The organism is Kribbella antibiotica (assembly GCF_004349055.1).
Taxonomy (GTDB): domain Bacteria; phylum Actinomycetota; class Actinomycetes; order Propionibacteriales; family Kribbellaceae; genus Kribbella; species Kribbella antibiotica.
This window is the reverse complement of sequence record NZ_SMKX01000253.1, coordinates 1-7,184: the sequence shown is the minus strand read 5'-3', so window position 1 is coordinate 7,184 and position 7,184 is coordinate 1. Positions and strand designations below refer to the sequence as shown.

The 7,184-nt window shown below is 68.7% G+C and carries 8 protein-coding genes; 4 read left to right on the top strand and 4 right to left on the bottom strand.

Annotation, left to right across the window (positions count from 1 at the left end):
• Nucleotides 1-292: 292 nt before the first annotated feature.
• Nucleotides 293-937: an IclR family transcriptional regulator gene (locus tag E1263_RS41365; RefSeq protein WP_132177783.1), complete on the bottom strand. Its 645-nt coding sequence runs from the start codon at nt 935-937 to the stop codon at nt 293-295.
• 61 nt (nt 938-998) lie between these two features.
• Between E1263_RS41365 and E1263_RS41360 the strand changes: the two genes are divergently transcribed.
• The gene (locus E1263_RS41360; RefSeq protein WP_238162047.1) at nt 999-1,721 is read left to right on the top strand and encodes a hypothetical protein; all 723 of its coding nucleotides are present in this window, start codon (nt 999-1,001) and stop codon (nt 1,719-1,721) included.
• On the opposite strand, the gene E1263_RS41355 is transcribed toward E1263_RS41360, so the two are convergent.
• Nucleotides 1,718-2,950, bottom strand: coding sequence for an MFS transporter (locus tag E1263_RS41355; protein WP_132177779.1), 1,233 nt, complete (start codon nt 2,948-2,950; stop codon nt 1,718-1,720). The two genes, E1263_RS41360 and E1263_RS41355, sit on opposite strands and share 4 nt — an antisense overlap.
• Nucleotides 2,951-2,961: 11 nt before the next feature.
• On the bottom strand, nt 2,962-3,732 hold the full coding sequence (locus E1263_RS41350) for a phytanoyl-CoA dioxygenase family protein (RefSeq protein ID WP_132177777.1): 771 nt from the start codon (nt 3,730-3,732) through the stop codon (nt 2,962-2,964).
• Nucleotides 3,733-3,850: 118 nt separating this feature from the next.
• Here E1263_RS41350 and E1263_RS41345 point away from each other — a divergent pair, with 118 nt between their 5' ends.
• A complete protein-coding gene (locus E1263_RS41345; protein WP_165956935.1) occupies nt 3,851-4,480 on the top strand; it encodes a helix-turn-helix domain-containing protein in 630 nt (209 codons plus the stop codon).
• A 14-nt stretch (nt 4,481-4,494) separates the two neighbouring features.
• Nucleotides 4,495-5,040, top strand: coding sequence for an NUDIX hydrolase family protein (locus E1263_RS41340; RefSeq protein WP_132177773.1), 546 nt, complete (start codon nt 4,495-4,497; stop codon nt 5,038-5,040).
• A gap of 4 nt (nt 5,041-5,044) precedes the next feature.
• Here E1263_RS41340 and E1263_RS41335 read toward each other — a convergent pair whose 3' ends face one another.
• Entirely contained in the window at nt 5,045-5,761 is a 717-nt protein-coding gene (locus E1263_RS41335) for an SDR family NAD(P)-dependent oxidoreductase (protein ID WP_132177771.1), read from the bottom strand.
• A gap of 100 nt (nt 5,762-5,861) precedes the next feature.
• Here E1263_RS41335 and E1263_RS41330 point away from each other — a divergent pair, with 100 nt between their 5' ends.
• Nucleotides 5,862-6,692: a helix-turn-helix transcriptional regulator gene (locus tag E1263_RS41330; RefSeq protein WP_132177769.1), complete on the top strand. Its 831-nt coding sequence runs from the start codon at nt 5,862-5,864 to the stop codon at nt 6,690-6,692.
• The last annotated feature ends 492 nt before the right edge of the window (nt 6,693-7,184 follow it).

The following is a 7,184-nucleotide window of genomic DNA, read 5'->3' as shown; positions in this document are numbered from 1 at the left end:
TGACCCAACGCACGCCGTTCTCCGCTCTAAAGTTCCTGACTCTCGACAAGCCAGAAACCTAGACAGAGAACGGCGTGCACCCATTTCCGACCCGCGCAGAACCCACAGATGCGTCAGAAGAGCCCCATTTGGTGGGCCCGCCCACCGCGTTGTGGGTGGGCTAACTGCATGCGATTGGCCCACCCACAAGCGGATGGGTCAGCCCACCAAATGGGGGTCGGCGGGGCCTTGGGGCCGATGGGCGCGGGAGCCGGTGGACGCGGGGCGGAGGTCGGCCGTACGGCGTACGGGGTTAGGCGAGGCGTTTGGCTACTTCTACGGCGGCGCGGGCTACTCGGGGGCCGACGAAGTCTCGGTCTAGTTTGCCGAGGACTACTACGCCGATGGAGGCTTCTACGCCGGGGACGCCTAGAACTGGCGATGAGACGCCTTGGGCGCCGGCTTGGAGTTCGCCGGAGGTGACGACGAAGGGGCGGCCGGCGGGGTCGGGTTTGCGACGGCCGGCCAGGATCGCCTTGCCTGCGGCGCCTTGGTCGAGGGCGTGGCGGGAGCCCATCCGGTAGGAGACGTGGAAGTCGGTCCAGGAGGGCTCGATGACTGCGATCGCCAGCGCTTCGTCACCGTCTGCGACGGTTAGGTGGGCAGTCGCGCCGGTGTCTTCGGCCAGGGAGCGCAGTACGGGGAGGGCGGCGTCACGGAGCGTGGGCTGCACCCGGCGGCTGTAGTGCAGGACGGCGAGCCCGAGGCGAGCCCGGCCCTCGCTGTCGCGGCGCACCAAGCGGTGCAGCTCGAGGGTGTTGACCAGGCGGTAGACGACCGTCCGGCTGACCTGCAGCGCGGCGGCCAGCTCGGTGATCGAGAGACCGTCCGGCGCGTCCGCCAGCAACTCGAGGACGGTCAGCCCCCGGTCGAGCGTTTGGGAGGTCTCTGCTGGCACCTGGCAAGGGTATCCGCTGACGCCATTCGAACGCGGCCCGTTGGCCCCGTATCTTGCTCCCGTGCGAAATTACTGGGCGCTCCTCCCTGCCATCGCCGTCATCGTCGGGCTCGTTCTGCTCTACGCGGTCCCCACTCTGATCAATCCGCAATGGACCAAGACGGTGCTCAATCTGTTCCGGCAGTACCCGGAGGACGAGCAGGCCGGCGTGCTCGGTGCGCAGCAGATCAGGTCCCGGCGGATGCTGGCCGGCCTGCTGGTGGTCGGCGCACTCGCGCTGGTCGGCTTCAACGTGAGCCTGAACCGCGAGTCGAACGCCTGCTACACCGCCGCCCGCGCGTTCGGCGCGATCGACGGCAAGGGCGCCGAGGACCCGTGCATCTCGATGATCTACGGCACGTTCATCGGTGACGGCCTCGGCCCGACCTCCGAGGAGAAGCCGCAGCCGGTCACGGTGTACCAGCTCGTCCACAAGAAGAGTCCGACGTACCTGCGCTGGATCCAGAACCCACCCGAGTACGACGACCGCAACCTCCTGATCGGTACGTCGATCGACTGCGCACTGGATCTGCGCGTGCAGGAAGAGGCCGACCAGATCGTCGTGGTGGTCGACGCAGACACGCCGTGCTCACTGAGCGACAGCGTGTCGCTGACCGCGGTCGAGCTCAAGAAGCCGGTGGGAGACCGCAAGCTCGTCACGGTCGGCGGCAAGGAGATGCAGCGGATCGACCCGGACGCCGCCTCCTGGCCGAAGGTCCTCGGCAAACTGGTGACCGGGGGCTAGTTGAGCGCGCGGACTTCGGAGTCGTAGACGCGGAACGGGCGGTTGCGGGCCAGCAGGATGAGCAGGCCGACGATGCAGATCGCGGCACCGCCGAGCAGCGCGATCGTCGGCGTGGTGAGCGAGGCCGTCGTACCGGCGACGAAGTCTCCGAGGCGCGGCCCGCCGGCAACGACCACGATGAAGACGCCCTGCAGCCGGCCGCGCATCGCGTCCGGCGCCGCTGACTGCAGCACGGTGTTGCGGTATGCCGAGCTGACCATGTCGGCCGCGCCTGACAGCGCGAGCAGCGCGACGCCCAGCCAGATCGTGCGGGCCAGGCCGAAGAGTCCGACCGCGGCCGCGTACACCGTGATCGCGACCACGATCGCGACTCCCTGCCGCCGAACCCGCGTCACCCAGCCGGAGAACAGCACCCCGATCAGCGCACCGATCGCCGGCGCCGCCTGCAGCAGGCCGACCGTCTTCACTCCCCCGGCGAAAAACGCGCCCGCGACGGCCGGGAACAGCGCCCGCGGCTGAGCGAACACCATCGCCAGAATGTCGGCCAGGAACGTCGCCAGCAGCGCCGGCGCAGCGCGCAAGAACGTGAACCCCTCCAGCACCGACCGGATCCCGGCCCGCCGGACCTCACCGGTCGGCGGCACCGGCGGCAACCGGAAAAGCGCGTAGAGCGCCGCGGTGAACGTGATGACATCGATCAGGTACGCCGCCGCAAAGCCGTGCCAGGCGATCACCGCCGCACCGATCAGCGGCCCGGCGGTGAAGCCGAGGTTGAACGCGGCAGTGCTGAGCGTGTTCGCGGCCGGGAGCAGTTCGGGCCGGATCAGCCTTGGGATGATCGCCGACCGCGCCGGGTTGTTCACCGCGAAACAAGCCGACTGGCAGGCGACGACGCCGTACAGGACCGTGGTCTGGTTCCAGTGCAGCTGGGACTGCACGACGAGGACCATCGAGAGCAGCCAGAGCCCGCCGGACGAGATCAGCGCGAGCTTTCGACGGTCGATCGAGTCGGCCATCGCGCCGCCGTACAGGCCGAAGACGACCAGCGGGACGAGCGCGCACAGACCGACCAGGCCGACCGCGAAGGTCGAGTGCGTGAGCGCGTACACCTGGATCGAGACGGTCACCGCGGTCATCTGCTGACCGAGCTGCGACACCGTCGACCCGATCCACAACCGCCGGAAATCGGCGGATTCCCGGAGCGGGCGGATATCGGTGAGAAGCGGCACGAATCCTGATGTTAGGTCATGGCGACGCGGGGGAAGCGGGAGTGCTCCAACGATTCACCTGCGGTCAGGCCGAGCCCGTCGGTCACCACGTGGCCGCCACCCGTGTACGTCGTCTCCGCGTCGATGTAGATCGTCACGTGCGCGATCCGCGGGTCGTCGGTGCGGTTGGGGGTCGCCGAGTGCGCCAGGTAGGAGTTGTGGAAGGTGCAGTCGCCCGCGCGGAGCGGGATCGTCAGGCGCTCGGCCCAGCGCAGGTCGGGGGCGACGCGGAAGAGGTCGTCGCGGTCGGCGAGGTCCTGAGCGCGCAAGCCGTGGTGGTCGTGTGAGCCCGGGATGAACGTCATACAGCCGCGCTCAACCGGTACGTCGACCAGCGCGACCCAGGCGGAGAGCGAGTGCCGGGAATTCCCGTGCGGCCAGTACGGCGCATCCTGGTGGAACTCGGTCGCGGCGCCGTTGTGCGGCGGCTTGATGAGCAGATGGTCGTGCCAGACGCGGAGCGGCACCCCTGCCAACGCCGTTGCCGCGGCGGCGAGATTGGGATGCAGGGTCAGCTCACGCAGTACGTCGTTCTGCTGCCAGACGTTGACGTATTGGTTGAAGATCGCCGAGCCACCGGAGTAGTCGCTCGCGATCCCGCTCACCGCGGTCGCCGCGTCCCGGAACCTCTCGGCCTCCTCCGCGCTGATGATGTTCCGGATTCTGGCCACCCCTTGGCGGCGATAGGCGGAAATGGTCTCTTCGTCGACAATTGTGGTGGGCGTAGGCTCGGTGGTGGTCATCGGCGGACTCCTGAGATTCCATTGGCTGCAAGGTGATCTCAGCCTCGCCGCCCGGGTCTGGTGAGGCCAGGCTCTCGTTGACCGGTAGTTGACTGTTCTTGACCTCCTGGGAGCGTTCGTGCACAAGATCCTGAGCAGTGAGGTGTTCCCCGACCCGCGGCTGCCCGTCGCCGAGGAGCTCGTCGCGCTGGATGCCGACATCGCTCCGCACAGCCACGCGTTCTTCGAAATCGCGGTCGTCGTGGCCGGGACCGGCGTCCATGTGTCGGCGGACGGGTCGGTGCCGCTCACGGCCGGCTCGGTAGTCGTGCTGCGGCCGGGACAGTGGCACGGCTACACGGAGTGCGCAGGGCTCGTCGTACGGAATGCGTACCTTGGGACGGAAGTTTTCGGGTTGCTGTCCGGGGCCACTGGGCGGGCGGCTCAGCACCCGGCTGTCCAGCATGCGATTCGGTTGCTCGAGGCCGATCTCGCCTCCGCCTGGACCCTTGACCGGCTCGCGGCCGCCGTCAACCTCGCGCCCGGCTATCTCGTCCGCGTCTTCGGCCGGTCCGCAGGCCTCTCCCCGATCGCCTATCTGCAACGGCTTCGCGCCGAACGCGCGGCCGGTCTCCTGATCGAGACCCAGCTCCCGATCGCCACCATCGGCACGCTCGTCGGCTGGCCCGACCCCAGTCACGCGACCCGTCGGTTCCGGTCCCATTTCGGTCTGAGTCCAACCCGCTACCGAGAGGCATTTCGGCCGTAGGCGAAGATGTGCTCGTGACTTCTGTGCGTACGCCTGACCCGAACCCTGGCTGGCTGTCCGACCTGGCCCTGCAGGAGACCCGTTCGCGGGTCCCGATCCTCTACGTCGAGGCCGTTCCGGCCCGCGTCGACTCGACCGGGCACATCGAGCACGTCGGAGTCCTCCTCCGCGGCTCGACGCAGACCAACCAGATCGTCCGGACGCTGGTCTCCGGCCGCGTCTTCCACGGCGAAACCATCCGTGACGCGCTCCAGCGCAACATCGAGAAGGACCTGGGCCCGGCCGCGTTCCCGCGGCTTCCCGTCAGCCCGGTCCCCTTCACGGTGGCGGAGTACTTCCCTCTCCCCGGCCTGAGCCCCCTGCACGACCCGCGCCAGCACGCGGTCGCGCTGGTCTACGTCGTACCGGTCACTGGCGAGTGCAACCCCCGCCAGGACGCCCTCGAGCTCACCTGGCTCACTCCCGAGGAAGCCCTGGCTCCGTCATTCCTGGCCGACCTGGAAGGTGGCCGCGGCCAACTCCTGAAGCAGGCCCTCGCCTGGTCCGGCGTGGTCGTCTAACGGCTTACCAGGGAAGCTGGCCTTCCTCCGCGTACGACGTTCCCGTGGGACCGTCTGCCAGGAGGGTGGCGAGGTGGACTGCCACAGCGGCGCCTTGGGCTGGGGTGCGAGCGGCATCCCAGCCGCCCATGTCGGTGGCGCAGTTGCCGGGGTCGGCGGCGTTGACGAGGATGCCGGTACCGCGGAGCTCGTTGGCGAGCATGACGGTCACCATGTTCACCGCCGCCTTGGTCGCGTTGTAGCCGACTGTCCGCACCGTCGACATGCGTGAGCTGGGGTCACCCACGATCGCGAGCGACGCCAGCGAGCTCGACAGGTTCACGATGCGCGCTTGCTCGGCCTTGCGGAGCAGCGGGAGCAGCGCCTGAGTGACCGCGACCAGCCCGACGACGTTGGTCTCGAATCCGGCCCGCAGCGCGTCCGCCCCGACGTCGGCCACCCCGCTGTCGCCCTCGGGGATGATCGCCGCGTTGTTGATCAGTACGTCGAGCCGGCCGAACTCGGCCGCGATCCGGTCCGCCGCGGCTTGCACCGACGCCGGATCGGTCACGGTCAGCTGGATGGCCGTCGTACCGGGGAGGTCTTTGGCTGCTTCCTCGCCCCGCGCCAGGTCGCGTGATCCTAGGAGCACCTGGTAGCCGGCCTCCGCGAGCTGCCGCGCGATCTCTTTGCCGATGCCCTTGTTGGCGCCCGTGACGAGCGCGATCTTGTTCTCAGTCATGTCCCCAGGCTGGGGTGCGGCCGCCGCGCGTGGCAGAGCGAGCCGACCCTGGGATCGGCAGTCCCTGGTTGGCGTTCGGGGCCCCTGCGACCATGGGACCGTGGACAGAGGGCAGCTGGCAGAGTTCCTGCGGGTACGGCGCGAGCGCCTGACGCCGGCCGATGTCGGCCTGCCCGCGGGACTGCGTCGCCGTACGCCGGGCCTGCGCCGCGAGGAGGTCGCGTCGCTCGCCACCATGTCCACCGACTACTACACCCGCCTCGAACAGGCCCGCGGACCGCATCCGTCTCGGCCGGTGCTCACCGGATTGGCTCGTGCTCTGCGGCTGAGCGATGCCGAGCGCGCTCACCTCTTCCGGCTGGCCGGCGAACAACCCGGCCCGCCTCCGGGACCACCTGCCGACGTTCGCGACGGCGTACTGCGGATGCTTGCGCGGCTCGATATCCCGGGCATCGTTCTTGACGCGAAGTACGACGTACTGGCGTGGAATCGGCAGTACGCGGCACTGCTCACCGACTTCTCTGCGGTGCCGGTGAAGGAACGCAACCTGCTCCGCCAACGGTTCCTCCACGGGGAGTCCAGCCGTTTCTCCCGCGAAGCAACCCAGGCCTTCGCCCACGAGGCCTCCGCCGACCTCCGCGCCGCCTCCGCCACCTACCCCGACGACCCAGCCATCGCGGGGTTGATCGCCGACCTCCTCGCCGGCAGCCCCGAGTTCGCCGACCTCTGGTCCCGGCACGAAGTAGCCCGCCAGCAAACCCTCTGCCAAACCATCCTGCACCCCGAAGTCGGCCGCATCGACGTCATCTGCGAAATCCTCGTCGTCCCCGACCGAGACCAACGAGTAGTCCTCTACACCGCCGAACCTGGTACGCCGTCCGACCAGGCGCTGCGCCTGCTCGACGTCATCGGCACCCAGTCCCTCACGTAATTCCCCGGACCGCCGACACTGACCAACTGCTCCCCAGACCGGGTCGGCAGCCGAAGCTGAGCGTGAAATCGCCTGGCCGGGCATGCTTGATCAGTGGTGGCGGTCCGCCATGCCATCACATTGGCCGACAGGCCCCTGGCTGAGCGGGCGCGCTCGGGGCGGCGTGCAGTTGTGATGGCGTGGGGATCCGGACTTCCATCACCCACCAACCGATGCGATCGGTAGTCGGCGCAGCGTGATTGAGCCTGCGGATGTGGCCGCGGCGCGAGTTAGTGGGTGATGGGCGTCCGGGCTCGCGAAGTGGACTCGGGAGGTGAGGATGTGCGCATGAGCTACCACCTGGTGGTGTGGGTCGGCGGCCGTCACCGCACCCGACCACGGCCTTTGATGGGTCAGCCTATCCGGTTGGGGGTGTACCCACCGCATGCAGTGGGCCCTCCCACATGCTGATGGGTCAGCCCACCAAATGGGGTGGGGCAGGCGGAGCGGGCG